28 protein-coding genes are annotated in these 25,826 nt (G+C 59.0%); 27 read left to right on the top strand and 1 reads right to left on the bottom strand.

Features of this window, described 5'->3' with window-relative positions; translation table 11 throughout:
• The gene (locus ACSBLW_RS05930) at nucleotides 1–2,139 is read left to right on the top strand and encodes a thiamine pyrophosphate-dependent enzyme (protein ID WP_435259308.1); all 2,139 of its coding nucleotides are present in this window, start codon (nucleotides 1–3) and stop codon (nucleotides 2,137–2,139) included.
• Nucleotides 2,136–3,695 carry an indolepyruvate oxidoreductase subunit beta family protein gene (locus ACSBLW_RS05925; RefSeq protein WP_435259307.1) on the top strand — a complete coding sequence of 520 codons (1,560 nt, stop codon included), beginning with the start codon at nucleotides 2,136–2,138 and terminating at the stop codon, nucleotides 3,693–3,695. Before ACSBLW_RS05930 ends, ACSBLW_RS05925 begins: the two co-directional genes overlap by 4 nt.
• Here ACSBLW_RS05925 and ACSBLW_RS05920 read toward each other — a convergent pair.
• Complete coding sequence (locus ACSBLW_RS05920; RefSeq protein WP_435259306.1) at nucleotides 3,692–4,858, bottom strand: aminotransferase class V-fold PLP-dependent enzyme; 1,167 nt, start codon at nucleotides 4,856–4,858, stop codon at nucleotides 3,692–3,694. The genes ACSBLW_RS05925 and ACSBLW_RS05920 overlap by 4 nt on opposite strands.
• A 154-nt stretch (nucleotides 4,859–5,012) precedes the next feature.
• Here ACSBLW_RS05920 and ACSBLW_RS05915 point away from each other — a divergent pair, with 154 nt between their 5' ends.
• From ACSBLW_RS05915 to ACSBLW_RS05795, 25 genes are all read left to right on the top strand, one after another.
• Nucleotides 5,013–5,741 carry an SDR family NAD(P)-dependent oxidoreductase gene (locus tag ACSBLW_RS05915; protein ID WP_435259305.1) on the top strand — a complete coding sequence of 243 codons (729 nt, stop codon included), beginning with the start codon at nucleotides 5,013–5,015 and terminating at the stop codon, nucleotides 5,739–5,741.
• Nucleotides 5,742–5,769: 28 nt separating this feature from the next.
• Nucleotides 5,770–6,198 (top strand): acyl-CoA thioesterase, encoded by a 429-nt coding sequence (locus ACSBLW_RS05910; RefSeq protein WP_435259304.1) that lies wholly within the window; start codon nucleotides 5,770–5,772, stop codon nucleotides 6,196–6,198.
• 172 nt (nucleotides 6,199–6,370) lie between these two features.
• Complete coding sequence (locus ACSBLW_RS05905) at nucleotides 6,371–7,012, top strand: sugar transferase (RefSeq protein WP_435259303.1); 642 nt, start codon at nucleotides 6,371–6,373, stop codon at nucleotides 7,010–7,012.
• A gap of 157 nt (nucleotides 7,013–7,169) precedes the next feature.
• Nucleotides 7,170–7,988 (top strand): urease accessory protein UreD, encoded by an 819-nt coding sequence (locus ACSBLW_RS05900; protein WP_435259302.1) that lies wholly within the window; start codon nucleotides 7,170–7,172, stop codon nucleotides 7,986–7,988.
• 10 nt (nucleotides 7,989–7,998) lie between these two features.
• The gene (locus ACSBLW_RS05895) at nucleotides 7,999–8,301 is read left to right on the top strand and encodes an urease subunit gamma (RefSeq protein WP_435259301.1); all 303 of its coding nucleotides are present in this window, start codon (nucleotides 7,999–8,001) and stop codon (nucleotides 8,299–8,301) included.
• Nucleotides 8,302–8,310: 9 nt separating this feature from the next.
• The gene (locus ACSBLW_RS05890) at nucleotides 8,311–8,478 is read left to right on the top strand and encodes a hypothetical protein (RefSeq protein WP_435259300.1); all 168 of its coding nucleotides are present in this window, start codon (nucleotides 8,311–8,313) and stop codon (nucleotides 8,476–8,478) included.
• Nucleotides 8,475–8,780, top strand: a complete 306-nt coding sequence (locus ACSBLW_RS05885; protein WP_435259299.1) for an urease subunit beta — start codon at nucleotides 8,475–8,477, stop codon at nucleotides 8,778–8,780. The genes ACSBLW_RS05890 and ACSBLW_RS05885 overlap by 4 nt, the downstream gene beginning before the upstream one ends.
• A 97-nt stretch (nucleotides 8,781–8,877) precedes the next feature.
• Nucleotides 8,878–9,198, top strand: a complete 321-nt coding sequence (locus ACSBLW_RS05880) for an antifreeze protein (RefSeq protein ID WP_435259298.1) — start codon at nucleotides 8,878–8,880, stop codon at nucleotides 9,196–9,198.
• A gap of 38 nt (nucleotides 9,199–9,236) precedes the next feature.
• Nucleotides 9,237–10,988 carry an urease subunit alpha gene (gene ureC, locus ACSBLW_RS05875; RefSeq protein WP_435259297.1) on the top strand — a complete coding sequence of 584 codons (1,752 nt, stop codon included), beginning with the start codon at nucleotides 9,237–9,239 and terminating at the stop codon, nucleotides 10,986–10,988.
• An 81-nt stretch (nucleotides 10,989–11,069) separates the two neighbouring features.
• Entirely contained in the window at nucleotides 11,070–11,597 is a 528-nt protein-coding gene (locus tag ACSBLW_RS05870; protein WP_435259296.1) for a hypothetical protein, read from the top strand.
• Between the two features lie 7 nt (nucleotides 11,598–11,604).
• A complete protein-coding gene (locus ACSBLW_RS05865) occupies nucleotides 11,605–12,210 on the top strand; it encodes an urease accessory protein UreE (RefSeq protein WP_435259295.1) in 606 nt (201 codons plus the stop codon).
• Nucleotides 12,207–12,842: an urease accessory protein UreF gene (locus ACSBLW_RS05860; protein WP_435259294.1), complete on the top strand. Its 636-nt coding sequence runs from the start codon at nucleotides 12,207–12,209 to the stop codon at nucleotides 12,840–12,842. Before ACSBLW_RS05865 ends, ACSBLW_RS05860 begins: the two co-directional genes overlap by 4 nt.
• The gene (gene ureG / locus ACSBLW_RS05855; RefSeq protein ID WP_435259293.1) at nucleotides 12,839–13,459 is read left to right on the top strand and encodes an urease accessory protein UreG; all 621 of its coding nucleotides are present in this window, start codon (nucleotides 12,839–12,841) and stop codon (nucleotides 13,457–13,459) included. Before ACSBLW_RS05860 ends, ureG begins: the two co-directional genes overlap by 4 nt.
• A gap of 416 nt (nucleotides 13,460–13,875) precedes the next feature.
• Entirely contained in the window at nucleotides 13,876–15,135 is a 1,260-nt protein-coding gene (urtA, locus tag ACSBLW_RS05850; RefSeq protein ID WP_435260052.1) for an urea ABC transporter substrate-binding protein, read from the top strand.
• Between the two features lie 66 nt (nucleotides 15,136–15,201).
• Nucleotides 15,202–17,154 (top strand): urea ABC transporter permease subunit UrtB, encoded by a 1,953-nt coding sequence (gene urtB / locus ACSBLW_RS05845; protein ID WP_435259292.1) that lies wholly within the window; start codon nucleotides 15,202–15,204, stop codon nucleotides 17,152–17,154.
• Nucleotides 17,155–17,156: 2 nt separating this feature from the next.
• Nucleotides 17,157–18,389 carry an urea ABC transporter permease subunit UrtC gene (gene urtC / locus ACSBLW_RS05840; protein ID WP_435259291.1) on the top strand — a complete coding sequence of 411 codons (1,233 nt, stop codon included), beginning with the start codon at nucleotides 17,157–17,159 and terminating at the stop codon, nucleotides 18,387–18,389.
• Nucleotides 18,389–19,129 carry an urea ABC transporter ATP-binding protein UrtD gene (urtD, locus tag ACSBLW_RS05835; RefSeq protein ID WP_435259290.1) on the top strand — a complete coding sequence of 247 codons (741 nt, stop codon included), beginning with the start codon at nucleotides 18,389–18,391 and terminating at the stop codon, nucleotides 19,127–19,129. The genes urtC and urtD overlap by 1 nt, the downstream gene beginning before the upstream one ends.
• Nucleotides 19,130–19,135: 6 nt before the next feature.
• Complete coding sequence (urtE, locus tag ACSBLW_RS05830) at nucleotides 19,136–19,831, top strand: urea ABC transporter ATP-binding subunit UrtE (RefSeq protein ID WP_435259289.1); 696 nt, start codon at nucleotides 19,136–19,138, stop codon at nucleotides 19,829–19,831.
• 97 nt (nucleotides 19,832–19,928) lie between these two features.
• A complete protein-coding gene (locus ACSBLW_RS05825; RefSeq protein ID WP_435259288.1) occupies nucleotides 19,929–20,324 on the top strand; it encodes a DUF1761 domain-containing protein in 396 nt (131 codons plus the stop codon).
• A gap of 201 nt (nucleotides 20,325–20,525) precedes the next feature.
• Nucleotides 20,526–21,062, top strand: coding sequence for an isopentenyl-diphosphate Delta-isomerase (idi, locus tag ACSBLW_RS05820; protein WP_435260051.1), 537 nt, complete (start codon nucleotides 20,526–20,528; stop codon nucleotides 21,060–21,062).
• A gap of 83 nt (nucleotides 21,063–21,145) precedes the next feature.
• Nucleotides 21,146–21,616, top strand: coding sequence for a tryptophan-rich sensory protein TspO (tspO, locus tag ACSBLW_RS05815; RefSeq protein WP_435259287.1), 471 nt, complete (start codon nucleotides 21,146–21,148; stop codon nucleotides 21,614–21,616).
• Between the two features lie 122 nt (nucleotides 21,617–21,738).
• Nucleotides 21,739–22,737 carry a hypothetical protein gene (locus ACSBLW_RS05810; RefSeq protein WP_435259286.1) on the top strand — a complete coding sequence of 333 codons (999 nt, stop codon included), beginning with the start codon at nucleotides 21,739–21,741 and terminating at the stop codon, nucleotides 22,735–22,737.
• Nucleotides 22,738–22,739: 2 nt separating this feature from the next.
• Nucleotides 22,740–23,432, top strand: coding sequence for a hypothetical protein (locus ACSBLW_RS05805; protein WP_435259285.1), 693 nt, complete (start codon nucleotides 22,740–22,742; stop codon nucleotides 23,430–23,432).
• Nucleotides 23,433–23,565: 133 nt separating this feature from the next.
• On the top strand, nucleotides 23,566–24,219 hold the full coding sequence (locus ACSBLW_RS05800; RefSeq protein WP_435259284.1) for a protein-L-isoaspartate O-methyltransferase family protein: 654 nt from the start codon (nucleotides 23,566–23,568) through the stop codon (nucleotides 24,217–24,219).
• A 105-nt stretch (nucleotides 24,220–24,324) separates the two neighbouring features.
• On the top strand, nucleotides 24,325–25,689 hold the full coding sequence (locus ACSBLW_RS05795) for a TolC family outer membrane protein (RefSeq protein WP_435259283.1): 1,365 nt from the start codon (nucleotides 24,325–24,327) through the stop codon (nucleotides 25,687–25,689).
• Nucleotides 25,690–25,826: the final 137 nt, after the last annotated feature.

Here is a 25,826-nt window from a genome sequence, read left to right as displayed (position 1 = left end):
ATGGCCGAGCGCAGTTTCAAGGCCGAGGTCGAGGACCTGCGCAAGGGCGAGGGCGAGGTGTTCACCGGAGAGGGGATCCTCGCCATCACCAAGGCGCTGTTGGAAAACGGGGTCGGCTATGTGGGCGGCTATCAGGGCGCGCCGATTAGCCACCTGATGGATGTGCTGGCCGATGCCCAAGACTTGCTGGGCGAACTAGGTGTGCGGTTCGAGGCGAATGCGAATGAGGCCGCCGCCGCCGCCATGCTGGCGGCCAGCGTGCATTACCCCATTCGTGGGGCGGTCACGTTCAAAGGGCCGGTTGGCGTCAACGTCGCCTCGGATGCCTTGGCCAACCTTTCGTCTTCGGGTGTGACGGGCGGGGCCTTGATCGTTCTGGGCGAGGATTACGGCGAAGGCAGTTCCATCATGCAGGAACGCAGCCACGCTTTTGCGATGAAATCGCAATTCTGGCTTTTGGACCCACGCCCAAACCTGCCATCGCTGGTAAAGGCGGTGGGGGATGGCTTTGCGTTGTCCGAAGCGTCGAATTCCCCGGTGATGCTGACTTTGCGGATCAGGTCATGTCATGTGACGGGGCAATTCACCTGCCGCGATAATCAGCGACCCAAGGAAACGGTGCGCGAAGCGCTGTCCAACCCGCGCAGCGATTTTGCCCGCGTCGTCCTGCCGCCGATGTCTTATGTGCATGAACAGGACAAGGTGAAGAACCGTTGGCCTGCCGCCGAGAAGTTCATCATGGAGCACCGCCTGAACGAGATGTTTGGAAGCGGTGGCCGGGTCGGGATCGTTTGTCAGGGGGGCATGTACAATGGCGTGATCCGGGCGTTGCAGCGCCTTGGTCTGGCCGATCTGTATGGCGAGACGCAGGTGCCGATCTATTGCCTGAACGTGACCTATCCATTGGTTTCTAAGGAATTCCTGTGCTTTGCCGAGGATAAGACAGATATTCTGGTGGTCGAGGAAGGTCAGCCGGAATTTATCGAGCAGAACCTTGCCACCTATCTTTATCGCGCGGGTTCAACTGTGCGGTTGCATGGCAAGGGTGTCTTCCCGATGGCTGGGGAATATACCGGTGCGGTCATGCTGGCGGGGGTGGAAGGCTTTCTGAAAAAGTCCGCGCCAGAGATGCTGCCTGCTGTCGTCCGTGCGCCGAATACCGATGCGCCAAAGCTGCCGGACCTGACCAAGACCGTTCCGATCCGCCCCCCCGGCTTTTGCACGGGCTGTCCGGAACGCCCGATCTTTGCCGCGATGAAGCTGGTGCAGCAGGATTTGGGCAAACATCAGATCAGCGCCGATATTGGCTGCCATCTGTTCGGATCACTTCCGCCCTTTGAAATTGGCGGGGCCACGATGGGCTTTGGACTTGGCCCTGCGGCGAACGGGGCCTTTGACGGCGGTGGTGAAAAACGCCCGATCAGCATCATTGGGGATGGCGGGTTCTGGCATTCGGGGCTGTCCTCGTCGATGACGAACATGGTCTACAACAAGTCTGACGGCGTGGTCATGGTGGTGGATAATTTCTATACCGCTGCAACGGGCGGGCAGGATGTGATGTCGTCCCGCGCCGAGAATGCGACCAAGGGCACAGGACACCCGATCGCCAAGGCGATGCAGGGGGTTGGGGTGAATTGGGTCCGTCAGGTGGATCGCACCTATGATGTGCCAAAGCTGCTCAGGGTGCTGCACGAGGCGCTGACGACCAAAGAACCGGGGCCAAAGGTCATTATCGCCTCGTCTGAATGCATGCTGAACAAGCAGCGGCGCGAACGCCCCCTGAGGGCACAGGCCATCCGCGAGGGCCGCAGAGTTGAAGCCCCGCGTTTTGGCGTGGATGAGGCAATCTGCACGGGGGACCATGCTTGTATCCGGCTTTCTGGTTGCCCTTCGCTGTCTCTGAAACGATTGGATGATCCCTTGCGGGATGACCCGGTCGCCCATATCGACCAAAGCTGCGTGGGATGCGGGAATTGCGGTGAAGTTGCAGATGCCGCCATCCTTTGCCCCAGCTTTTACCGCGCGGATGTGGTGCACAATCCCGGCAAGCTGGAACTGTGGTGGGCGGGCGTGAAAACGCGGGTCATCGGATGGTTGCAACGTCGCCGCTCGGCCCGAAGGCTGGAGTTCGGCGCATGACGGTGCAAGAGACCCTTTCCCCTTTGTCAGCCGTTGAACCTGCAACCACGGAACTTGGCCGGATCATCAAACTGGCGGTTCTGGCTGTTGGCGGGCAGGGCGGGGGCGTGCTGACCGGCTGGATCGAGGCTTTGGCGCGGGCTGAAGGCTATGCTTGCCAAGCGACCTCGGTCGCGGGTGTGGCGCAGCGCACCGGGGCCACCGTCTATTACATCGAGATGTGCCCCTCAGGCGAGCGCCAGCCGGTGTTCTCGCTGATGCCCGCCGCCGGGGATGTTGATATCCTGATTGCGGCAGAATGGATGGAGGCGGGGCGTGCGATCATTCGTGGGTTTGTCACGCCAGATCGCACGACGTTGATCGCCTCGACCCATCGGGCCTTGGCCGTCAGTGAAAAGATGGTGCCGGGCGATGGTATTGCCAATCCGGCAGAGGTGCAGGCCGCAGCCGAACTGGCCGCACTGCGGTTGATCATGGCCGATTTCGATCAGGTGGCGGTCAAGGCAGGGTCTGTGATCTCAGCCAGTCTCTTTGGGGCGCTTGCCGCTTCGGGGGCCTTGCCCTTTCCGGTCGCGGCCTTTGAAAACGCCATTCGTGCAGGCGGAACAGGCGTTGAGGCGTCGTTGCGGGCGTTTGCGGCAGGGGCCGCAGCAGCCGTCGAGGGGGAAAAGGCGCCAGAGCCGAAGGATGTGACTCTGGCCGAAAAAACCGCGATTACAGGCCCGAAAAGGCAGATTGCGCTGTGGGAAGGCTTGTGCGCCCGTGCCGATGCCTTGCCGGGAGATGCCCCCGCGATGGCAAGGGCAGGTCTGCAAAAGCTGGCCGAGTTTCAAGGGCTTGATTACGCTTCGAGCTATCTGGATCGGGTTGAGGCCCTCTCCGCCAAGGACGCAGCCCCTTTTGACTTTACGCGAGAGGCCGCGAAATACATCGCCAATGCCATGGCCTATGATGATGTGATCCGGGTGGCCGATCTGAAGACCCGTGGTCGGCGGTTTGACCGGATCGGCGCCGAGATGGGCGCGAAGGATGGACGCTTGATGCAGGTAACGGAATTCCTGCACCCGCGCGCCGAAGAGATCGTTGGCCTTTTTCCCGCTGGGTGGGGCGCCCGCCTAGAAGGGTCGGTGAAAGCGATGGGCCGCATCGACCGCTGGTTCTGCAAGGGGCGTCGGATCAGAAGCGACGGACTGATCGGTTTCGGCCTCTTGTATCTGGTCGGTGGGCTGCGGGGCTGGCGCTTGAAGACCCTGCGCCACAGGATGGAAGTTGCCCATCTTGAGGCTTGGCTTCTACGGGTAGAGGCTGTTCTGTCCCGTGATCCTGCCCTTGCCGTGGAAATTTTACGCTGTCGCCGTCTGATCAAGGGATATTCCGACACCCATGCACGCGGGCAATCGAAGTTTGACCGCGTGATGGCGGGTATTGCACTGGTTGAACAGTGCGAGGATGCCGCTGATTGGGCACGCCGCCTGCGTGAGGCTGCGCTGCAGGATGAACAAGGAAAGGCGCTGGACGGGGCGCTGGATACGATCCGCAGCTTTGTTAAGCCCTAGGACCGAAGCGCGGACGTAAGGCAGGTTTCAAGCCGCGTTACCCCGTCCATCGTGGTCATTATTCCCGGCGAAAGGCGCAGGGTCTGACCGCGTGCATCGGCGCTGATCCCGTCGCTTCGCAGTCTGGAGATCAGGTTGGGCGCGGGATGGCTGTTCGGCAGACGGACCATGATAGACCCGCCCCTTTTTTGCGGTTGGCGCGGGGTTAGCAACGGCAAATGCAGCCGGTCTGCCATTTCGATCAGTTTCAGGGTCAGGCTGCGGTTGTGGGCAAGTATGCCGCCGTGGTCTTGTTTCGCATGCCAGTCCAGCGCGGGCAGCGAGGCCAGTGCTGCCATGCATCCCGGTGTGCCATTGTCAAAGCGCCGGATATCGGGCGCATAGGCGAAGGCGCTGATGTCCCAGTTGAAGGGGTTCGACTGGCTGAACCAGCCCGCGAGTTCCGGTTCGCAATGCGGGATCAGGCGCGGCGAGACATAAAGAACCCCGGCCCCCGGTGTGCCGCACATCCATTTGAGCGAGGTGGAAATGGTGAAATCGACCTCGGGCGCGTGAACGTCATAGGGCAAGAGCCCGGCGCCTTGGGTGATATCGGTGCCAATCAGACTGCCGATGCGGCGTCCATGTGCCACCATTCTCGCAAGGTCAATCCGGTGCGAGGTGGTGGAAGATACCCATGTCAGCAGGGCGAGGCCCACATCCGGTGTCCAGGCCTCGAGAAAGTCTTCGTCTTCGACGAAACTTGCGCCCTGCCGGAAGGGAACCGTCTTCAGCGTAAAGCCATGATGTTCGGCCATGCGCTGAAGCAGGAAGTGGTTAGAGGGAAAGCAGTCGGCACCCACAAGAATGGTTTTTCCCGCAAGATGCGCCTTGGGCAGGGCGGTCAGCAGCGTGTGAAAGCCTTGGGTCACGCTTTCGCAGGTGGTGACTGTTCCGGGGGCCGCGTTCAGGATCGCCCGCCAACGGTCGATGAACCGCTGCCGAAGTGGCAGGACACCGCCCCATTGCGCATCATCTGCCGTACCCCAAAGAACCGAGAAGTCCGCCATGGCAGCAGCAAGGTCGCGAGCTTTGCCCGGATACATGCCGATGGAATGATAAAGGAAATAGGCGTTGCCCTGCATTTTCGGGTCCATCTTTTTGCGTTGCCTCTGTTCTTTCATGCCTTTTGTCCACAACGCAAGTGCAGGATCGGCAGCTATGTCATGAGCCCTTGGAAATAGTGTGGACTGTCGACTGTGTCGGACTTGCGTGGCCACGGAAGGCTGACCATAGTGGCGGCGAACGGGTCGCCTGTTCTTTGGGAGGGGAGCGAGGATGAGCCTGCGCGGTAAGCGTGTCTTGGTGACCGGCGGAGGCTCGGGCCTTGGAGCGGAACTGGCCAAGCGTTTCGCGGAAGAGGGTGCCTCGGTGGTGATTGCGGGGCGCGGTTTGGCAGCCCTGCGGACGGTTGAAAAGACACATTCCAGCATACAGGCCATTGTGGCAGATGTGACGGACGAAGCCTCGGTCGCCGATCTTTTCCGCAAGGCTGGGCATTGTGACATCGTGATTGCCAATGCAGGCGCGGCCGTCAGCCGTCCGTTTCTGCAAACCGGGATTGACGATTGGAACCAGATGATTGGCGTGAACCTGACGGGCGTTTTCCTGACCATGCGCGAAGGGTTAAGACAAATGCCGGGATGGGGGCGCCTGATCGCGATATCTTCAACCGCCGGGATCAAGGGCTATCCGCATGTGGCCCCCTATGTGGCGGCAAAACATGGCGTTGTTGGCTTGGTAAAGGCCTTGGCGCTGGAAGTAGCCCGCCAACCAGTCACGGTCAATGCGCTTTGCCCCGGCTTTCTAGACACAGAGCGGTCAGTCGCGCAGGAGGAAAATTCAGCGCAGGTTGACCATAGCGCGCGACCCGATCTGGCGGGACAGAACCCGCAAGGGCGGCTGATTCCGCCCAAGGAAGTTGCGGCGGCAGCGCTTTGGCTGTGCGGGGCAGGGTCCGAAGGGGTGAACGGACAGGCGATTGCCATCTCGGGCGGTGAGATCTAGATCAGATCCAGCTAGGAAAGGGTCTGCTGTGATCTATCGTCATCCAGTTCGCATCGAATTCAATCATTGTGATCCGGCGGGTATCGTCTTCTACCCTCGTTACTTTGAGATGACGAATTCAGTTGCCGAGAACTTTTTTCGTGAGGTTGCGGGTTATTCCTATGCGGAGATGATGAAGGCTTTTTCCGGGGTGCCGACTGCAAGGCTTGAGGCCGATTTCAAAAAACCAAGTCGTTTGGGCGAGGTGCTTGAGTGGCAAGTGAGAGCGGGGCGATTTGGTGAGACCTCGTTGGAGCTGTTTCTTACGGCCATATGTGATGGCGATGTGCGCGTGTCGGTCCGCAAAATCCTTGTATTCGTTTCTGGCGAGACCGGGGCTTATTTGCCAGTGCCTTGGCCAAAGATCGTGCGCGACAGGATCAGTGCAGCCATAAACGCCGCTGCCGAGAATAAATAGCGTCTCATCGGCGGGGGCCACGGGTCGAGTTGAAGGCCAAAAGAAGCCTTCGTCCTTGAGTTTTGGGGAAATTGCAGATCCATTTCCCCCCTATCCTGTCATTTCGCTTCGTGTATTTAGCCCTCCGATGGTCTGGGGTGAGTCCATTCTTTGGTGTCGGGGTTTGGGTGCGATGTCTGCGGTTTCAGTGGTTCGGGTTGCGCCGCCGTTCTGTGCGTCACGCGGATGTAAGCGCATCTTTGATCTCTTGCTGATTTCTCTTAGCCTTCCGGTGCTTTTGCCAACCGTGATCCTGCTGGCGGTGGCGATCAAACTTATCTCAAAAGGCCCTGTCTTTTTTGTTCAAGAGCGCGTTGGCGAAAACGGCCGTCGGTTTCGGATGGTCAAATTTCGCAGCATGTACCCCGATGCCGAAGAGCGCCGCGCGGCTTTGCTGAAAACTTCCGAGCGCATGGGGGTATGTTTCAAGCATCGGCATGATCCGCGCGTGACGCCGATTGGGCGGTTTCTTCGGCGCACCTCGCTGGATGAACTTCCGCAACTTTGGAACGTGTTCTGCGGGGATATGAGCCTTGTAGGGCCGCGCCCTGCATTGCCGGAAGAGGTGGCGCAATATTCGCCGCGTGCCTTGGAGCGACTGAATGGTTTGCCGGGTCTGACAGGGCTTTGGCAGGTCTCTGGTCGGGCGGATATTGGTTTCGACCAGATGGTAGAGCTTGATATCGCCTATCTTCGGACCTCGGGTGTTGTGACAGATGCAAAGCTGATCTGGCGGACCTTCGGGGCGGTGTTCACAGCGCGTGGCGCCTATTGAGGGCCGGGCTTTTCTGACTGCGTAAAATTAAGGCGAATGCGTCTGCATTTTGTGCGGCAGGCTCAATTCTTGGGCTTTCAGCCTCTGTCAGTGCCGGGTCAGCGTTGAGGCCGCAGCATGGGCTGACGATGCTTCCCTGAAATCAGCAGGGACAGCAATGAACGCCGCAGCGGGAATCCAAATGATGCAGCGCAGCCGGGGCAACGCGCAGGTCGCGCTTGGCCTTGATGCTGGCGTCACGCGGCTGTTGGGATTGCGTCAGGAAGGCAGCGCCAAGGTCATCCTGCCTCATGTGTCCGGCCTTCCTGAGGTTGTCTTTCTGAACACATCAGGTGGTCTGACCGGGGGGGACGCGCTGTCCTATTCCGTCGATCTTGGCGCAGGTGTTCGATCGGTTGCCACCACGCAAACGGCTGAACGGGCTTATCGTGCTGGTTCTGGGGCGGCGCGTGTTCGTGTTGATTTGTCGGTGGGCGATGGCGGATTTTTGGAATGGCTTCCACAGGAGACCATTCTGTTTGACGGGTCTGCGTTGGATCGCTGCACTTACATCCGCTTGGGAGAAGGGGCAGGTTGCCTGATTTCCGAAATGGTCGTCTTGGGGCGTCACGCGATGGGGGAAACCGTTTCGCGGGTTCAGTTGCGCGACTGGCGGCAGATCAGCCAGCACGGCCAGCCGATTTGGGTTGAGCCCTTGAAACTGAATGACAAATCCTTGACGACAGGGGGCGCGGGTCTTGCCGGGATACGGGCCTTTGCCTCTTTGTGTCTGGTGACCAAGAACGCGAAAGACCTTTTGGAACCGCTTCGTCGGGTCTTGGATGAACCCAACACGACCGCAGGGGCAAGCGCAGTCGACGGGCGGCTGATGGTCCGCGTTCATGCCGCGGAAGGCTGGTATTTGCGCCGCCAAGTTGCCCGTTGTCTTGATGTCTTGCGGCAGGGACGACCATTGCCGCGGGTCTGGCAAATTTAAAGGAGCCACTATGAACCTTACGCCACGCGAAAAGGACAAGCTGCTGGTCAGCCTTGCCGCGATGGTCGCGCGCAATCGGCTTGAGCGGGGGGTGAAGCTGAACCATCCCGAGGCGATTGCGCTGATCACCGACTTTGTCGTCGAAGGCGCCCGTGACGGCCGCAGTGTCGCTGATCTGATGGAGGCAGGGGCCAATGTCATCCGGCGAGAACATTGCATGGCCGGGATCGCAGAGATGATCCACTCGGTTCAGGTCGAAGCGACGTTTCCCGATGGCACCAAGCTGGTGACCGTCCATCACCCCATTCGATAGGAGCAGACAATGCAGAAACTTACCCTTGGTCTTACGGGGCTTTTGGCGGCGGCTCCGGCAGCGGCGGATACCGGGCTTCATCATCACCCGCATGGCATCGAAGGCACTTGGGTTCTGCTTGTGCTGGCCGGTGTGGCTGTGGGCTGGGCAGCGTCTCGGTTCTGGGGGCGCAAATGATCCCCGGCGAAGTATTCCCCGCCAATGGAGAAGTGATCCTGAATTCAGGGGCACCTATAACGGTGCTGATGGTTGCCAATACTGGGGACCGTCCCGTTCAGGTCGGCAGCCACTATCATTTTGCCGAAACCAATTCCGGTTTGCGGTTTGACCGGGAGGCAGCGATGGGCAAACGCTTGGACATTCCAGCTGGCACAGCCGTGCGGTTCGAGCCGGGTCAAAGCCGCGAAGTCCGGCTGGTCCCCCTCTCGGGCCTAAGGCACGTATTCGGTTTTAACCAGCAGGTGATGGGGGCTTTGTAAGCGAATTCAGCGGCCGGGCAATGGCTTGCTGATCGGAACAATCAGTCGCTGCCATTATTGCCCAATATGTCTCTATCTTCTTTTCAGGAGCCCCAGCATGTCCCCCTTCTTTAGCCCTGCCGAAGCGATCCACCTGTCCATCCGCACTGCAATGATGCTGCATGAGGCGCAGATGGTCGTCGGGCTTCGGCTGATGGCAATGGCAGGAATGTGGACGGTCACGCCTTCCGAAAATCACCGGATGGTAAAGGAAAAGCTCGAAGCCGCCTGTGAAAGTGGCATGGCTGCCTCGCACGCAGCCATGTCTGGCAAACGCCCGGCACAGGTGGCAGAGGCCGCATTGACGCCGATCGCCCGGCGTACCCGTTCAAATGTCACCCGCCTGTCGCGCGCGGCGACGAAACCCCCTCGCAAATAGGGCTGACGCCCCTTACGCCGACCCTGAGGAGCTTTTTGATGGCCTATTCCCTTTCTCGCGCCGCTTACGCCGACATGTATGGCCCAACCGTGGGCGATCGCCTGCGACTGGGCGATACCGATCTTATTATCGAAGTTGAGCGTGACCTGATTGCCGAGCGGGCTGGGCGCGGGACGCCAGGGGCCAACGGCCCGGTCTGGGGCGACGAGGTGAAATTTGGCGGCGGCAAGGTCATTCGGGATGGCATGGGGCAAAGCCAGATCACCCGGGCACAGGGAGCGATGGATACGGTCATCACCAATGCGCTGATCGTTGATCATTCCGGCATCTACAAGGCCGATGTCGGCCTGCGTGACGGGCGAATTGCCAAGATCGGCAAGGCGGGTAACCCCGACACCCAACCGGGCGTCGATGTGATTGTCGGGCCGGGAACCGAAATCATCGCGGGTGAGGGCAAGATCCTGACCGCCGGCGGGATGGACGCGCATATCCACTTTATCTGCCCCCAGCAGATCGACGATGCCTTGCATTCTGGGCTGACGACAATGCTGGGTGGTGGCACCGGGCCGGCGCATGGCACACTCGCCACCACCTGTACGCCGGGGCCTTGGCATCTGGCGCGGATGCTTCAAGCGGCAGATGCCTTTCCGATGAACCTTGCCTTTGCGGGCAAGGGCAACGCATCCCTGCCTGCGGCGCTGGAAGAGCAGGTCCGCGCAGGGGCATCGTGCCTGAAACTGCACGAAGACTGGGGCACCACGCCGGGTGCGATTGATAGCTGTCTGACGGTCGCAGACCAGATGGACGTGCAGGTGATGATCCATACCGACACGCTGAACGAAAGCGGCTTTGTCGAGAACACGCTGAGGGCCATCGCGGGCCGCACCATCCATGCCTTCCATACCGAAGGGGCAGGGGGTGGCCATGCGCCCGATATCATCAAGGTCGTGGCCAGCCAGAATATTCTGCCGTCTTCGACAAACCCGACCATGCCCTACACCGTCAACACTATCGAGGAACACCTCGACATGCTGATGGTCTGCCACCACCTTGACCGCAAGGTGCCCGAGGATGTGGCCTTTGCCGAAAGCCGCATCCGCCGCGAAACGATTGCGGCCGAAGATATTCTGCATGATTTGGGAGCGTTCTCGGTCCTGTCCTCTGACAGTCAGGCAATGGGACGTGTGGGTGAGGTGATTACCCGAACTTGGCAGACCGCGCATAAGATGAAGGTGCAGCGCGGGCGGCTGGAGGGAGAGCAGGGCGATAACGACAACCTGCGCGTCCGTCGCTACATCGCCAAATACACGATCAACCCGGCCATCGTGCATGGCATTTCCCAGCATGTCGGCAGCATAGCCGAAGGCAAGCGCGCCGATCTGGTCCTGTGGTCGCCAGCGTTTTTCGGGGCCAAGCCCGAGATGGTGTTGATTGGCGGCTGTATTGTCGTGGCTCAGATGGGTGATCCCAATGCCAGCATTCCGACGCCGCAACCCGTGCATACCCGCCCGATGTTCGGGGCCTATGGCCGCAGCGTCGAGCGCAATGCCGTGACCTTTGTCAGCCGCGCCGCGCAGGACGATGATATTGCCGCCCGGCTTGGCCTTGCCAAATCGACTTTGGCTGTTGAAGGCACACGCGGCATCGGCAAGCGGGATATGATCCTGAATGATGCGACCCCCTCGATCGAGGTCGATCCCGAAACCTATGAAGTGCGTGCCGATGGTGTTCTTTTGACCTGTGAGCCCGCCAGTGAATTGCCACTGGCGCAACGCTATTTCCTATATTGATGTGCAGTTTCAGGACGCTTGAGAATGCAGTTGCATAGGGCCGCTGCAGCGGATCGGCCAACCGGGGCGCGGGTTCCGGTTATGCTGGGGGACGGTCTTCAACGCGATCTCGATTTCAGCGGCACGCGATTTCAAAAGGGCGATCTGGCGTCTCAGCGCAATCAATTCTTCAACGAGTTTGTCTTTGGGCAAGGCAAGGTTTCCTTCAGAGGCTGGTCACGATCAGCGTGGCGCACAGACCTTAAGCATCCGTTTGCATTAGCGGCAGCAAACAGGCTGTCGAGAGAGTCACATCAAAAATTCATGCAGGTTTCATGCTGGAAAAGGATAATTTCGGCGTATTCTTTGCAGCGGGAGGAGCCAAGCTATTCGCTGGAGGCTTCGACGATGCAAAGACCCGCAAATTCGCCGCTTTGCCCGAAAGCAGCGCATGCCCTAGATCTGTTTTTTGCGACAGAGGCGGGGGGTATGAATGCCTACGCGATCCGCCGCTCTCGTGAAACGCAGTTCGCCCATCTCTACGCCCTGTCTGACGGCGCACTTGCGGCCATGGGGCTTCGGCGAGACACTCTGGCCCGATGGCTTTTTGCCGATCTATTCAAAGAATGAGTCGAAGATGACGAAAGACCTACCTCCCGCAACCGCGTTGCTGAGTGATGCCCCCGCTGACTGCTATGATATTGTGGTTCTGACCTATGAAGAACGACTGGTCCGGCGCAAGCGGCTGATCACCGTGCATGACGAAGGGTTTCTGGTCGATCTGCCAGAGGTCACGAACCTTGACATGCATTGGGGCTTTCGGCTCGCCGATGGCCGCGCCATTCAGGTGGTGGCCGCCGAGGAAGACATTCTGAGTGTTGCTGGTTCAGAACTGGCGCGGCTGGCATGGCATATCGGCAATCGCCATACCCCGTGTCAGATCGAAAGCGACCGTTTGGTGATCCGCCGGGATCATGTGCTGAAAGCCATGTTGGAACGTCTTGGTGCAACAGTCATAGAGGGGTGCGAACCCTTCACGCCCGAATTGGGAGCCTACGGACTTGGGCGGCCAATGGGCCATGACCACGGCGAACACCACCATCATGACGGCAAGGCGCATGGCCATAGCCACGGACCCAGTCACAGCCATGAGCACAGCAATGGCCATGGTCATTTCCATGTGCACCATCATTCCTCGCATGGCTCTGGCGATGCAGAGGACAGTGACGAAGCTTTGGCATGAGCCAAGACCTGCTGACCCTTGTGCAATGGTTGTCGCCGGCGTTTCCAACCGGGGGCTTTGCCTATTCACATGGCATGGAGGCGGCGATAGATGCGGGCGAGATCCGCCAGCCGGAAGACCTGCGAACCTGGCTGAGCGATATTCTGGATTTTGGCGCTGGGCGGCAAGACGCCATCCTTTTGGCCCAAGCCTTGAAACCCGGTGCCGACCACGCTGCCTTGGATGCCCTGACGCGGGCCTTGCAGATCAGTTCTGAACGGCTTTCCGAAACACTTGACCAAGGCACCGCCTTTGCCCGAACAGTTACCGCCGTGACAGGGCGAGCCTTGCCTGCCCGTTGTCTGCCCGTTGCTGTCGGCGAGGCGGTGTCGGCCCTGACGCTTGAACCTGTTCAGGTGGTCGAACTTTACCTTCATGCCTTTGTCGCGAACCTTGTTTCGGTTGCGATGCGCTTCATGCCGCTGGGGCAAGAGGCCGGGCAGACAGTTCTTTCGCAACTGCATCCGCAGGTCGTAAAGGTGGCGCGGGACGCGACAATGGCTGAATTAGACGATCTTGGCTCTGCGGCGCTCGGCGCCGATATGTCGGCGCTGGCCCATGAAACAATGGACGTAAGGATCTTTAGAACATGAGTGCAAATGGCCCTCTGCGCGTTGGCATAGGTGGCCCGGTCGGGGCAGGCAAGACGACACTGACCGAGCAACTGGCCCGCGCCTTGGCTTCTCGCTGTTCGATGGCGGTAATCACCAACGATATCTACACACGCGAAGATGCCGACTATCTGATGCGCGCACAGGTGCTTCCGGCCGACCGTATTCGCGGCGTTGAAACCGGAGGCTGCCCGCATACGGCGATCCGCGAAGATGCCAGCATAAATCTTGCCGCCGTCGCAGATCTGCGTCGAGAACATCCTGATCTGGACCTGATCCTGATCGAATCCGGCGGCGATAATCTTGCTGCAACCTATAGTCCGGAACTGGCCGACATCACCATCTATGTAATCGACACCGCTGCAGGTCAGGACATACCGCGCAAGAAAGGCCCGGGCGTTACGCGATCGGACCTTTTGGTTGTGAACAAGACCGATCTTGCACCCTATGTCGGCGTTGATCCGGTTCTGCTGGAACAAGATACGCAAGCCGCTCGGGGCAAGAAACCCTACGTTCTGGCGCAACTGCGCCACGCCAAGGGTATCGCGGAAATCGTCGGTTTTCTGGAACGCGAAGGCGGTCTGGTTCTGCAAGACTGACGTCATCGTCGAGTTTCTTTTTGCGGGTGGCCGGGCGATCTTCGGCCACCCGTTTCGTTTGAATTTTGATCAAAATTGAAACTGATTCTCGCCTTGCGGCTCACGAAATGCCTGAATCTTGGGCATATGCATTCATTTTGCGCGGAAATCGATGCGGTTTGACCCTAAGGTCACGTCGCGTTCGGCCAAAGGATTGCCGCAAAACAGATCAGCCGTTTTTCTGGCTCCTGCGGCCGGAGAGTTGATCGGCCCAAGATCAGAGATGTGCGGCAGGGGCCAAGATGTGGAAGTCCGCCCCCACCGCACGGGGTGCAACCGAAGTTGCCACGTCAACATAGGAACTCGCAGCAATCTGCGAAAGGTCTGATGCTTGCCGTGGCCCCGAAAGAGGGACGAAAATGACAAGTTTGAGGGGAATGATGCTGGCTGGTGCTATGGCGCTGTCAGCTGGCATGGCGCAAGCCGAAGGCGACACGATCAAGGTGGGCGTGCTGCACTCGCTGTCGGGCACCATGGCGATTTCGGAAACCACGCTGAAAGACACCATGCTGATGCTGATCGCCGAGCAGAACGCCAAGGGCGGCCTTCTGGGCAAGCAGCTTGAGGCGGTCGTTGTCGACCCGGCATCTGACTGGCCACTTTTCGCCGAAAAGGCCCGCGAATTGCTGACCGTGTCGGATGTCGACGTGATGTTTGGCTGCTGGACCTCGGTCAGCCGCAAATCGGTTTTGCCAGTCATCGAAGAACTGAACGGCCTGCTGTTCTACCCGGTTCAGTATGAAGGCGAAGAAAGCTCGAAGAACGTGTTCTACACGGGCGCTGCCCCGAACCAGCAAGCGATCCCGGCAACCGATTACTTCCTGGAAGAACTGGGTGTGCAGAAGTTTGCTCTGTTGGGCACGGACTATGTCTATCCACGCACCACGAACAACATTCTGGAAAGCTACCTGATCTCGAAGGGCATTCCAAAGGAAGACATCTTCGTCAACTACACCCCCTTTGGCCATTCCGACTGGTCCAAGATCGTGGCTGACGTCGTGGCGCTGGGCGCAGACGGCAAGAAGGTCGGCGTGATTTCGACCATCAACGGCGATGCCAACATCGGCTTCTACAAAGAACTGGCCGCCGCGGGCGTTTCGGCAGATGACATCCCGGTCGTTGCCTTCTCGGTCGGTGAAGAAGAACTCTCGGGCCTCGATACTTCGAACCTCGTCGGCCACCTTGCCGCTTGGAACTACTTCCAGACCGCTGAATCGGACGCAAACGCCGAATTCATCGCCAAGTGGAAGGCTTTTGCTGGCGAAAACCGCGTGACCAACGACCCGATGGAGGCCCATGTCATCGGCTTCAATATGTGGGTCAAGGCTGTTGAGGCTGCTGGCTCGACTGATGTCGACGCTGTTCGCACCGCCATGTATGGCATCGAAGTGCCGAACCTGACCGGGGGCACCGCCAAGATGCTGCCGAACCACCACCTGACCAAGCCCGTCCTGATCGGCGAAATCCGCGCCGATGGCCAGTTTGACATCATCAGCCAGACTGAACCGGTCGCTGGCGACGCCTGGACGGACTTCCTGCCGGAATCGGCAGTGCTTGAGGCCGATTGGCAGACCCTTGGCTGCGGCATGTACAACTCCGAGACCAAGACCTGCGTTCAGATCAAGTCGAACTACTGACCTGATCATCGGGGCGGGAGCCACTCCCGCCCCACACTCACTCTCTACCATCCAAGGACCGCGTAGATGCGCCTTATAGCTGCTGCCCTTTTCGCGGCACTCCTCCTTTTCATGCCGCATCTTGGCCATGCTCAAGGCCAGACCGTCACCCAGATTCTTTCGGAAAACCGGGCGCTCGTCGAAAAGGCGTCGCGCACCACGATCGGTCCAGTGATCGAGGCTCTTGCTTCCTCTGGCGATCCGCAGGCCGCAATCGTGCTTGCCGCGTGGGCAGAAAAGGGCCTTGGCATTCGAAAGGCCGACGGAGTTTTCTTCCTTATAGAAGTCGAAGGCAACGGCTATAAGCTGATGTCTTTAGAGGGGCAGGCCGCGGGCAATGCGCCAAAGGCCGAAATCGTCGAGCTTAAGCCGAATGCTGGTGTGCGCGGCCTGATCGCAACGGCGCTTGTTCAATTCCAGCTTTCCGATCCAGACCAATTAAAGCGCGAGGCGGCCCTTGTCTCCATCGCCCGCGACCCTTCTGCCGAACATCTTACACCCCTGCGTGCCTCGATTGAGGGTGAAACCGATCCGGCGATCCTTGCCCAGAAGACGCGCCTTGAACGTCTCTTGACCCTGAGATTTGATCCAGATAGCGCCGCCCGCGTTGCCGCAATCGAAAGCTTTTCTGGCGATCTCGGGCTTGATCTTCGGGCCGCGATCAACCCGCTTCTCGTCACCACCCGCACTGCCATTCCGGCGCAGATGCAGGCTAATGGAAATATCGCGGCAGAAATTCGCCCTGGTCGCGACATCAGTGTTGAAGACGCTTATGCGATCCTTTCTGCCCAAGGCCTTGCTCCCGCGCGTCTGACCCGCGCCGAATTGAAGTCTGCTTTGGCTGCAAATATCGTCGACGGCAAGGTGGCCGGGATCCCAGTGGCAGAGCTGAACACGCCAGCGGCCCGCGATCGCGCCTATTCCGCGCTAGAGGCTGCTGGGTCCGTCCCGGCTGCGGCGACCGATGACGAGGTCGCGGCCGCAGTGGCAGCGCATCGCTTCCTTGATACCTATGCCGAAGCTGACAGCGCCGTCACCAGTGCCGCAACGGGCCTGCTCAAGGGGATCGAGGTCAAGTTGGGCGCGATGCAGACCGCCGACCTGGTACTTGATGCGCTTTCGCTTGCGTCGATCTACTTCCTTGCCGCGATTGGCTTGGCGATCACCTTCGGTGTGATGCGGGTCATCAACATGGCCCATGGTGAATTCATCATGATGGGGGCCTACACTGGCTATGTGGTTCAGCTTTTCGTGCCGAATTACACAGTTTCGCTGATCCTTGCCCTGCCACTGGCCTTTGCCGTGACCTTTGCGGCCGGTGTCCTGATGGAGCGGCTTGTGATCCGCCACCTGTATAAGCGACCGCTGGAAACCCTGCTTGCCACTTTCGGGATCTCGATTGCCCTTCAGCAAATGGCCAAGAACATCTTTGGCACACAAGCAAGGCCGCTAACCTCGCCCGCGTGGCTCGATGGGGCGCTGACCTTCAACGACGTGGTCTCGATCAGCTATATCCGCATCGCGATTTTCGTGCTGGCCCTTGTCTTCTTGCTGTTCTTCCTTTGGCTGATGCGCCGCACAAGGCTGGGGCTTGAAGTGCGGGCGGTGACGCAAAATCCGTCGATGGCTGCCAGCATGGGCATCAATCCTGATCGTATCAACATGCTGACCTTTGGCCTTGGTTCTGGCATTGCCGGAATTGCAGGCGTAGCCATCGGGCTTTTTGCCAAGGTCACTTCAGAGCTTGGGTCCGACTATATCGTGCAAAGCTTCATGACCGTGGTTGTGGGTGGGGTCGGCAATATCTGGGGCACGCTTGCGGGTGCCCTGATGATCGGTACGCTTCAAAAGGGCATCGAATGGTTCAATCCTTCGAACACCCTTGCCGCGCAAACCTACATGATCCTCTTCATCATCCTCTTCATCCAATTCCGGCCACGCGGCATCATCGCGCTCAAGGGCCGTGCGGCGGGAGACTGACCATGACCCGTCCCATCCTTGCCCGGAACCCGCAGGTTCTTTACTTCCTCCTTGCGCTGGCGGTCTTTACTCTGGGCGTCACACTTTTGTCCGAAGCCTATGGGGTGGCTTTCCTTTCCACCTCTTTCGTCAAGACATTGGGCAAAACGCTTTGCCTTTGCCTCGTCGCCTTGGCGATGGATCTGATCTGGGGCTACGCGGGCATCCTGTCGCTGGGTCACATGGCCTTCTTCGCCATCGGCGGTTACATGGTCGGCATGTGGCTGATGTATGCGCGGACCGAAGAGATCGTCATCGCCGCCATGGCGAATGAGGCGCTGCCCGCAACGGCCGAAGAGATCCGAAACGGGATCGCCACGCAGATTTTCGGCGTGGTCGGCGGGTCTGAACTGCCAGCGATCTGGTTCTTTGCCCATAGCCTGCCCATCCAGCTTTTCCTTGCCTTGGCCGTGCCTGGTGTATTGGCGCTGGTCTTTGGATGGCTGGCCTTCCGCAGTCGTGTGACGGGGGTTTACCTTTCGATCCTGACGCAGGCCATGACGCTGGCGCTTGCGCTCTACCTCTTCCAGAATGATTCCGGTCTTCGTGGCAATAACGGCCTCTCCGGCCTTCAGAACATTCCCGGCCTGACCGACGTTTCGCAAGATCGCCTGTCCGTCTGGTTCTTCTGGGCCTCGGCCTTGGCCCTTGCCGCTGTCTTTGTGCTTTTGTCTTGGGTTGTCGCGGGCAAGTTCGGCTCTGTGATCCGGGCGATCCGGGATGACGAACAGCGCGTGCGGTTCTTGGGATATTCGGTCGAAGGCTACAAGCTTTTCGTCTTTACCCTGACAGCCATCATCGCAGCCATTGCCGGGGCGCTTTATTACCCCCAAGCAGGGATCATCAACCCGGCAGAACTTGCCCCCATTGCCTCTATCTATCTTGCGGTCTGGGTCGCGATTGGTGGGCGTGGGCGGCTTTACGGTGCGGTCATTGGCGCGGCCTTCGTTTCGCTTTTGTCCAGCTGGTTTACCGGGGGCCGGGCGCCCAGCATCGACCTGGGCATTTACACGATCAACTGGGTCGATTGGTGGCTGGTTCTGCTGGGCGTCGCCTTCGTTCTGGTCACGCTTTATGCGCCCAAAGGCATCGGCGGTCTGTTTGATCTGGCTACCCATGTCCGCAGTCCCGACCGGAAAGGCGCCCCTCTTGGCCCCGATGACGGCTCGCTGATGGAGAAGGAGGCGCAGGAATAATGGGCGCTCTGCTTGAAGTTTCCGGTGTTTCCGTCACCTTTGACGGCTTTCGCGCGATCAACAACCTGTCCTTTTCAATTGGCCCCGCGGAATTGCGGGCCATCATCGGGCCGAATGGGGCAGGCAAGACGACCTTCATGGATATCGTCACGGGCAAGACCCGCCCTGATCAGGGCAAGGTGCTTTGGGGGGATTATTCGCGTTCACTCCTCAGGATGAGTGAGGCGCAGATCGCCCGGATCGGCATTGGTCGCAAATTCCAGCGACCGACCGTTTTTGAAGACCAGACCGTGGCGGAAAACCTGATGATGGCGCTGAAGGCCCATCGTGGTCCTTTTGCGGTTCTGTTTTGGCGTCCGGGTCCAACGGATCATGAGCGTGTTGCGACCTTGGCGGCCGAGGTCGGCCTTGCCGACCAGTTGCCCCGCAAATCAGGCGACCTGAGCCATGGCCAAAAGCAATGGCTGGAAATCGGTATGCTTTTGGCCCAAGAGCCGCGCCTCCTTTTGGTTGATGAACCGGCTGCGGGCATGACGCTTGCCGAACGGGAACACACCACCGCGCTCTTGGTGGAACTGGCCAAGACACGCGCCGTCGTCGTGGTCGAACATGATATGGAATTTGTGCGCCGACTGAACTGCAAGGTGACGGTTCTGCACGAAGGCAGCGTGTTGGCCGAAGGCAGCCTTGACCATGTGACGAAAAATCCTGACGTCATCGACGTCTATCTTGGACGGTGATGCGCCATGATCGAAACACGTGACCTGACCCTGCATTATGGCGGCAGCCAGATCCTGCATGGCATTTCCATGACCGCCCGCGCAGGCGAGGTAACTTGCGTGATGGGGACAAACGGTGTGGGCAAGACGTCGCTCTTGAAGGCTTTGGCCGGAACTCACCCACGATCCGGCGGCAAAGTGGTGATGGACGGGCAAGAAGTTCCCGTCTGCCCTCCGCAGGCGATGGCCCGGCGCGGTCTTGCGGTCGTGCCGCAAGGGCGAATGATCTTTCCGCTTCTGACCGTGCGCGAGAATATGGAAACCGCTTTTGCTCTGCTTCCCCGGTCGGAACATCGCATTCCGGAAGAAATATACGATCTGTTCCCTGTCCTGAAAGACATGGGCCATCGCAGAGGCGGTGACCTTTCCGGCGGGCAGCAACAACAACTTGCCATTGCGCGCGCCATGATCATGCGGCCCAAGGTTCTGCTGATGGATGAACCCACTGAAGGCATCCAGCCCAACATCATCCAACAGATCGGACGGGTGATCAGCTATCTGAAATCAAAGGGCGATATGGCGATCATTCTGGTCGAACAGTATTTCGAATTCGCCTATGATCTGTCAGATCGTTTCTATGTCCTCAAACGCGGCTCCGTCGCCTTGGAAGGGACAAAGATCGACCTTCCCAAAGAACAGCTTCGCAGCACCGTATCGGTGTGACCCGAGGCTACGATAGCCCTGCTTTATCCTTGTTTGGCTTTCGGTCCCCAAGCATGATTGAGTGACGCAGCCAAAACGGTGCGCGAGGGAGGTATAAATGGGTTTCTTGAGTGTTCTGGTCGCCGCGGCGGCCGCTTGGGGCTTTGGTGCGGCTTATTACATGACCTTGTCCAAGCCTTGGATGCAAGCCGCGGGTATTGCGATGGATGAAAACGGAAAGCCTAAGGGCAATGGCTCGCCGCTGCCCTTTGTCCTCTCGGCAATTGCGATGGTGGTGGTGGCGGGCATGATGCGCCATATCCTTTCGATGGCGGGTATCGGCACGGCAGGTGGCGGGTTGATCGCTGGACTTGGGATCGGGGCGTTTTTCATCGCGCCTTGGATCATGATCAACAATGCCTACGCCATGCGGCCCGCGATGCTGACGGTTATCGACGGCGGATACGCTATTGCCGGATGCGCGATTATCGGTCTCGTTCTGACGGTGCTCTGACGATCGCTCCGACGCGCTTCTGCGGCCAAAGATCGCGTGGCAGCGCGGTGTCTGGCCTTATGGCGAAAGACTTGCCAAGCTCGCCCAAAAAGGCTTAGGGCAAAGCGCCCTGAAAAGTTAACCGGGGTACGGTACGATGCGTTTTGCCTGCTGAAAAAAGGCGGGTACGCTTCTGGAGGCTAGTCGGTGACGGCGAACGTTTTGGAAGAACAGATCCCCGCATGGGTTGACGGACAGCTGACGCCTGTTGGCAAGCTTGAGGTTCATCGCAGGGGCCTGCGACACAAAGCTGTTTCAGTCTTCCTGATGCGCGGCAACGAGGTGCTGATCCAGCGCCGCGCGCTTTCCAAATATCACACGCCCGGTCTATGGGCGAACACCTGCTGCACGCACCCACATTGGGAAGAAGACCCGGCCAGTTGCGCGGTTCGCCGGCTCAGGGAAGAACTTGGGATCATAGGCGTCTTTCCAAGTTTCGCCGACCAGATCGAATACCGCGCCGAAGTGGGCGGGGGGCTGATCGAACATGAAGTCGTCGACGTGTATCTGGCCGAGGCGTCCAGCGGTCTTTTGATTCAACCCAATGCTGACGAAGTTGCTGAAACCCGATGGGTCGATCTGTATGATTTGGCCGCGCGCGTTGCGCGCAAGCCTGAAGACTATACGCCGTGGCTGCATATCTACCTCGGCCAGCACATGGACCGAATTTTTGGGCAGACCGCCGTTCACCGTGCCTAAGAAAACCGCGTGCAATATGACCGATCAGACTATGTCTAGGGCATAGATGCGTTTCAACGAACGCGATCAGGTGGGGCGGTATCATGGATTGGACAGTCTTCTTTGTTTTTCTGCTGGCCTGCGGGGCTGCGGCGTCTACGGGTGTGTTGTTTCCGCCCGGCGATTGGTATCGCAAGCTGGAAAAGCCGCGCTGGACTCCGCCAAACCGCGCCTTTCCGATCGTCTGGACAGCGCTTTATCTGGCGATGGCGATTGCGGCAGCGCGCATCTCAACACTTTCGGGGACAGAGCCATCTGCCGGGCTGGGGCTGGCGCTTTGGGCTGCCCAGATTGCCCTGAACACTTTGTGGACTCCGGTTTTCTTTAGACTGCGTCGCATGAAAGCGGGGTTGGCCATCATTTCAATGCTGTGGCTGGCCGTCGCAGCGATGACCGTTGTGTTCTGGGGGCTTGATCCATTGGCCGGGCTTTTGGTTCTTCCCTATCTGCTTTGGGTCACTGTCGCCGCCGCCTTAAATGCAACGATCCTGAGCTTGAACAAGGGGCGCGCGTGACGGCTTTGGTTCAAAAGGCGTCGGGGAATCCATACCCCACAAAACGAAAGACCTGACTTGCCAAGATCGGCGCTATCGCAAATCCTGCGGTGCAGATTTTTGGTCTTTGGGGTATCTTGAAAATGTGGGATTTTTCTATCAGTCAGGCGTTGGGTTTGATGGCCCGCACCGCACCGTTCGTTGTTTTTCGCGCAGTCGTCTATTTCGGAATAGCTGCTGCCTTGATTGTCTCGACCGGGGCAGGGGCTGGGGTTGGCTATGGCATTGGCGCGTTCGGTGACCAAGAGTTTCAGGCGCAATCAACCGCTTGGGGCGGGATTGGCGGCTTTGGCCTGACGGCTGGCGTCCTGTTCTTCTTTCGCGATTGGTTGCTCTACATCGTCAAGGCGGGCCATATCGCCGTTCTGGTAGAACTGATGCAGGGGCGTGACATTCCGGCTGGCAGGGCGCAAATCGACCATGCTCGCGCCGTGGTGACGGAACAGTTCGGTACGGCCAATGCCTTGTTCGGCCTTGATGTGCTGATCAAGGGCGTGGTCGCGGCCATCACAGGCATCGTGCAAGGATTGCTGACGATACTGCCTATTCCGGGGTTGGACCGGGTCATGGGAATTGTCAGGGCCTATCTACGGCTTGCCGTCGGTTTGATTGATGAGGTCATTCTTGCCGACCTGATCGCAAGAAACTCGCAAAATCCGTGGTCTGATGCGCAACGTGCGCTGGTGCTTTATGGCCAGAACGCACGCCCAATGCTGAAAAACGCCGCTTGGTTGACGGTCATCGTCTGGGGTCTGTCAATTCTTGTCTTCTTCTTCATGTTGGCCCCGGCGGCAGCGCTTGTCTGGGCCATGCCCGGAGAAGGGGCCGCGGGCAGCTTTGTCTTTGCCCTTGTGCTTGCTTGGGCGGTCAAGGCCGCTTTGATCGAACCCTTTGCCATCGCCTGCATGATGCAGGTGTTCTTCAGGGTCACCGAAGGCCAGCAGCCAGACCCGGTCTGGGAAGACCGACTGTCTCGTGCATCGGCCAAGTTCAAGGAATTGGGGGCAAAGGCTGTAAACTGGGCTGGCGGACAATCAGCGGCGGGGGCAAGATCAGAATCAATGAAAAACCAAGAGGCGTAAGCATGCGGGTGGTTTGGGGGGCAGTTCTTGCTTGGGGACTTTCGCTGGCAAATGCCACCGCAGAGCCGGTTTCTGTGTCTTTCTCCTTGCCCCCTGAATTTGCAGACCGTTCGGTGACTTGGTCGGCCACACCAACAGACCTCGCGGCCGATGCGGATATGCTAGAGGCGATGGTGGTCGAAGCCGAGGCCTTTGCGGGGCCGTGGAACATCAGCCTTGACCCGGGGGCCTACCTCGTTTCGGCCTTTTCCGAGGTCGAGGTGTTTGAAACCGAAGTGACGATCGTTTCAGGGACCGCTCAGGCTTATGAAGTGCCACTGCTTTCCCTAGAGGCGTCAATTCCGTTCCGATGCCCCGATGCGCCGGCCTGTTCATTCAAGGATGACGCAACGGGACTTCTGTTTGACTTGCCGAAGGGATGGGCCGCGGAAAAGCCCTATTATTTCGATTTTGGGGATGGAACTTTGGCACAAGAACTCTCGGCCGTTTTCTTCGAGGACATCGAAGGCGATGGCGCCGACGTCTGGTTCCTGAACCCGCCTGAGTGGGTGGTCGAGGAAAATGGACCCTGCCAAGAGGTGAAGCTCGGCCCGCTTTGCACCTTTGATCTTTCTTCTGATGCAGCGGCAGCGATTGCCGTCATCGCACCTTCCCTGCGGATCTCGGAGACTCCGGCTAGCACAGGCAACAACTGACTTATTGCCCCAGAAATTGCCTGCGCGTCGAAAAAGCGCAGCGCACAGCACCGTGTGGAGTTTTGTCCCGTTGCTCCCTTCCCGCGAATGTGGCAAGACGGAACGGAACGGAACTAGACTGAAGAGTTCAGACATGACCGATTTCGCCACCCGCCGTGTGATGATGGTAGACACTCAGGTTCGCCCGTCGGACGTGACCAAGTTCCCGATCATCGAGGCGATGCTCCACGTCCCTCGTGAGGTCTATGTGCCCCGCCACCTGCGCGAGGCCGCCTATATGGGGGAAAACCTGCCCCTTTCCGCCGGCCGCGTGGTTCTGGAACCGCGCACCTTGGCGAAAATGCTGGACGCGCTTGATATTCATCCAACGGAAACCGTGCTCGATCTGGGCTGCGGTCTCGGTTACTCCACCGCAGTCATTGCCCGGCTTGCCGATGCAGTGGTTGCTGTGGAAGCGGATGACAGCCTTGCGTCGGACGCGCAAAGCACCTTGTCGTCCGAATCTGTGGACAATGCCGCAGTCATCGTCGGCCCTCTGGCTGAAGGCGCTGCAAAGCACGGCCCATATGACGTGATCACGGTGCAGGGTGGCGTGGAAATCATTCCGCAGGCGCTTCTTGATCAACTGAAAGACGGCGGCCGTATCGCTGCGATCTTCATGGAAGGCCAGCTTGGATCGGTTCGGATCGGGTATAAACGCGACGGGCGCCTTGATTGGCGTTTTGCCTTTAATGCATCGGCACCAGTCGTTGCGGGCTTTGCCAAGGAACGCGCCTTCGCCCTGTAATTCGGGCCTGTGCCGGGCAATCACGCCCGGCAATTCGACGGAAAATGCGCCCGTGCGCGTAAAAAGCGCTGAAGGCGGAAGAAGACGAGCAAGGGACTGTTTTTAATGCGCAATATTCTTGGGATGGCGGCTGTGGCCGCGTTCGTAGTGGCCGCCCCGGTAGCGCAGGCAGAAACCCTGACAGATGCCTTCATCTCTGCCTACCGAAATTCGAACCTGATCGACAAACAGGCGGCGGTTCTGCGCGCAGCAGATGAAGATGTGGCACAGGCCGTGGCAACCTTGCGCCCGGTGGTCGAATATACGCTCAGCTCGGGCTGGGGCCGCTCACAGCCCGCTGACAATGCCAAATTCGTGTCGGGTTGGCGTACGACTTTTGAACTTTCGGCCAGCATGATGCTGTTCGATTTCGGGCGCCGCGCCATCGGGATCGAATTGCGCAAGGAAACCGTTCTGGCAACGCGTGAGGCGCTGAAGAACATCGAGCAGGAAGTCCTGTTCGCGGCGGTATCTGCCTATGTTGACGTGCAGGTGCAGTCGCAGATCGTTGGCCTGCGCCAGTCGAACGTGCGGCTTGTCACCCAAGAGCTTCGTGCGGCCCAAGACCGTTTTGACGTGGGTGAAATTACGCGGACGGATGTGTCGATTGCCGAAGCACGCCTTGCTGCCGCCCGCGCGGCGCTGGCCGTTGCAGAAGGCAACCTAATGATTGCCCGCGAATCCTACAAAGCCGCAACGGGTTCCTATCCCGGCGCGTTGAAGGCGCTGCCAAAGGCTCCGAGCCTGCCGAAAAGCATGGAAGCTGCGCGGGCTGTCGCGCTTAAGACCCACCCGTCGATCCTTCAGGCGCAGCGGGGTGTGACCATTCGCGAATTGGGTATCGAAGCCGCGAAAGCGGATTTCATGCCGACCGTGACGGCGGGCCTTTCGGCGTCGAAGAACAGTTTTGGCGTGAATGATCAAAGTTTTGGCCTGAACCTGAATCAGGAAATCTATTCGGGTGGTTCAAAGGCGTCTGTTCTGCGCCAGGCGATTGCCAATCGCGATGGTGCACGGGCCGACCTTGCCCAAGCCGGGGTGGCAATTTCCGAAGGCGTGGGGGCGACATGGTCAAACCTTGCGATGGCGAATGCCCAGGTGCAGGCAGGCGATCGCCAGATCCGTGCAGCGCAGACTGCTTTTGACGGTGTGCGTGAAGAGGCCAGCTTGGGCGCACGCACCACACTCGACGTGCTGAATGCCGAGCAGGAGTTGCTGGATGCCCGCGTGACCCGGATCCAAGCCGAAGCGCAGCGCTATCTCGGTGTATATGCTGTGCTGCGGACAATGGGTTTGCTGACGGTTGAACATCTTGGCCTTGGCATTCCAACCTATGACCCGGCCCAATATTACAACGCCGTCAAAAATGCCCCAGTCCATTCCAAGCAAGGGGCAAAGCTGGACCGTATTCTGGGCAAGATCGGGAACTGAACCTCTCCGACTCGTGCTGGGTGCATCGGCGAATTGTTAACCCAGTCACGCCAATTTCTTGTTAATTGTTCCAGTCGGCATTAAACTTGCAACAACAGGCCCGGAATGTCGTGTTTTTGGCGGCGGAACTGGGGAAA

This window comes from Thioclava sp. FR2 (genome assembly GCF_051200875.1).
In the GTDB taxonomy this organism is placed as follows: domain Bacteria; phylum Pseudomonadota; class Alphaproteobacteria; order Rhodobacterales; family Rhodobacteraceae; genus Pseudotabrizicola.
The sequence above is the reverse complement of the archived record's forward strand: the minus strand, read 5'-3'. Positions and strand labels throughout refer to the sequence as shown.

What these genes read in the sequence shown, in the direction of transcription:
- ACSBLW_RS05915 (WP_435259305.1), top strand. Translation starts at nt 5,013, where the DNA reads ATGAGCCTGCGCGGTAAGCGTGTCTTGGTGACCGGCGGAGGCTCGGGC.
- ACSBLW_RS05885 (WP_435259299.1), top strand. Translation starts at nt 8,475, where the DNA reads ATGATCCCCGGCGAAGTATTCCCCGCCAATGGAGAAGTGATCCTGAAT.
- ACSBLW_RS05905 (WP_435259303.1), top strand. Translation starts at nt 6,371, where the DNA reads ATGTCTGCGGTTTCAGTGGTTCGGGTTGCGCCGCCGTTCTGTGCGTCA.
- ACSBLW_RS05900 (WP_435259302.1), top strand. Translation starts at nt 7,170, where the DNA reads ATGAACGCCGCAGCGGGAATCCAAATGATGCAGCGCAGCCGGGGCAAC.
- urtE (WP_435259289.1), top strand. Translation starts at nt 19,136, where the DNA reads ATGATCGAAACACGTGACCTGACCCTGCATTATGGCGGCAGCCAGATC.
- ACSBLW_RS05930 (WP_435259308.1), top strand. Translation starts at nt 1, where the DNA reads ATGGCCGAGCGCAGTTTCAAGGCCGAGGTCGAGGACCTGCGCAAGGGC.
- ACSBLW_RS05925 (WP_435259307.1), top strand. Translation starts at nt 2,136, where the DNA reads ATGACGGTGCAAGAGACCCTTTCCCCTTTGTCAGCCGTTGAACCTGCA.
- ureC (WP_435259297.1), top strand. Translation starts at nt 9,237, where the DNA reads ATGGCCTATTCCCTTTCTCGCGCCGCTTACGCCGACATGTATGGCCCA.
- ACSBLW_RS05920 (WP_435259306.1), bottom strand. Translation starts at nt 4,858, where the DNA reads ATGAAAGAACAGAGGCAACGCAAAAAGATGGACCCGAAAATGCAGGGC.
- ACSBLW_RS05895 (WP_435259301.1), top strand. Translation starts at nt 7,999, where the DNA reads ATGAACCTTACGCCACGCGAAAAGGACAAGCTGCTGGTCAGCCTTGCC.
- urtC (WP_435259291.1), top strand. Translation starts at nt 17,157, where the DNA reads ATGACCCGTCCCATCCTTGCCCGGAACCCGCAGGTTCTTTACTTCCTC.
- urtB (WP_435259292.1), top strand. Translation starts at nt 15,202, where the DNA reads ATGCGCCTTATAGCTGCTGCCCTTTTCGCGGCACTCCTCCTTTTCATG.
- ureG (WP_435259293.1), top strand. Translation starts at nt 12,839, where the DNA reads ATGAGTGCAAATGGCCCTCTGCGCGTTGGCATAGGTGGCCCGGTCGGG.
- ACSBLW_RS05805 (WP_435259285.1), top strand. Translation starts at nt 22,740, where the DNA reads ATGCGGGTGGTTTGGGGGGCAGTTCTTGCTTGGGGACTTTCGCTGGCA.
- ACSBLW_RS05870 (WP_435259296.1), top strand. Translation starts at nt 11,070, where the DNA reads ATGCTGGGGGACGGTCTTCAACGCGATCTCGATTTCAGCGGCACGCGA.
- ACSBLW_RS05860 (WP_435259294.1), top strand. Translation starts at nt 12,207, where the DNA reads ATGAGCCAAGACCTGCTGACCCTTGTGCAATGGTTGTCGCCGGCGTTT.
- urtA (WP_435260052.1), top strand. Translation starts at nt 13,876, where the DNA reads ATGATGCTGGCTGGTGCTATGGCGCTGTCAGCTGGCATGGCGCAAGCC.
- ACSBLW_RS05825 (WP_435259288.1), top strand. Translation starts at nt 19,929, where the DNA reads ATGGGTTTCTTGAGTGTTCTGGTCGCCGCGGCGGCCGCTTGGGGCTTT.
- urtD (WP_435259290.1), top strand. Translation starts at nt 18,389, where the DNA reads ATGGGCGCTCTGCTTGAAGTTTCCGGTGTTTCCGTCACCTTTGACGGC.
- ACSBLW_RS05800 (WP_435259284.1), top strand. Translation starts at nt 23,566, where the DNA reads ATGACCGATTTCGCCACCCGCCGTGTGATGATGGTAGACACTCAGGTT.
- ACSBLW_RS05865 (WP_435259295.1), top strand. Translation starts at nt 11,605, where the DNA reads ATGACGAAAGACCTACCTCCCGCAACCGCGTTGCTGAGTGATGCCCCC.
- ACSBLW_RS05880 (WP_435259298.1), top strand. Translation starts at nt 8,878, where the DNA reads ATGTCCCCCTTCTTTAGCCCTGCCGAAGCGATCCACCTGTCCATCCGC.
- ACSBLW_RS05890 (WP_435259300.1), top strand. Translation starts at nt 8,311, where the DNA reads ATGCAGAAACTTACCCTTGGTCTTACGGGGCTTTTGGCGGCGGCTCCG.
- tspO (WP_435259287.1), top strand. Translation starts at nt 21,146, where the DNA reads ATGGATTGGACAGTCTTCTTTGTTTTTCTGCTGGCCTGCGGGGCTGCG.
- ACSBLW_RS05795 (WP_435259283.1), top strand. Translation starts at nt 24,325, where the DNA reads ATGCGCAATATTCTTGGGATGGCGGCTGTGGCCGCGTTCGTAGTGGCC.
- ACSBLW_RS05810 (WP_435259286.1), top strand. Translation starts at nt 21,739, where the DNA reads ATGTGGGATTTTTCTATCAGTCAGGCGTTGGGTTTGATGGCCCGCACC.